Source organism: Bradyrhizobium genomosp. III (assembly GCF_000261705.1).
In the GTDB taxonomy this organism is placed as follows: domain Bacteria; phylum Pseudomonadota; class Alphaproteobacteria; order Rhizobiales; family Xanthobacteraceae; genus Bradyrhizobium; species Bradyrhizobium ottawaense.
Genome location: NZ_AJQF01000423.1, coordinates 1 through 239 on the forward strand (window position 1 = coordinate 1; position 239 = coordinate 239).

Consider the following 239-nt stretch of genomic DNA (forward strand, 5'->3'; position numbering starts at 1 on the left):
CGGCTGGCCCGGATAGAGCTTGGGTTGCTGTCTCTTGCGGTTGAGCGAATCATAGCCGGAGCTGCTCGCGCCGGTGGCGGCAGATAGGCCATAAGTCGGGACCTGACCGACGCGCGAGGTCGCGGGCGCCTGCTGGCGTTTGCGCGGATCAGCACTGGGATCGGGCAACGCCGGCAATGCATCCGACGGCGCCTGCGGCACGCCCGCCGTGCGGCGCGTCGGCAGCGTCTCCGGGGCGG

1 pseudogene is annotated in these 239 nt (G+C 71.1%); it reads right to left on the reverse strand.

Annotation, left to right across the window (positions count from 1 at the left end):
* Positions 1 to 239: pseudogene (locus IC66_RS42815) on the reverse strand (outer membrane beta-barrel protein); the annotation flags it as partial.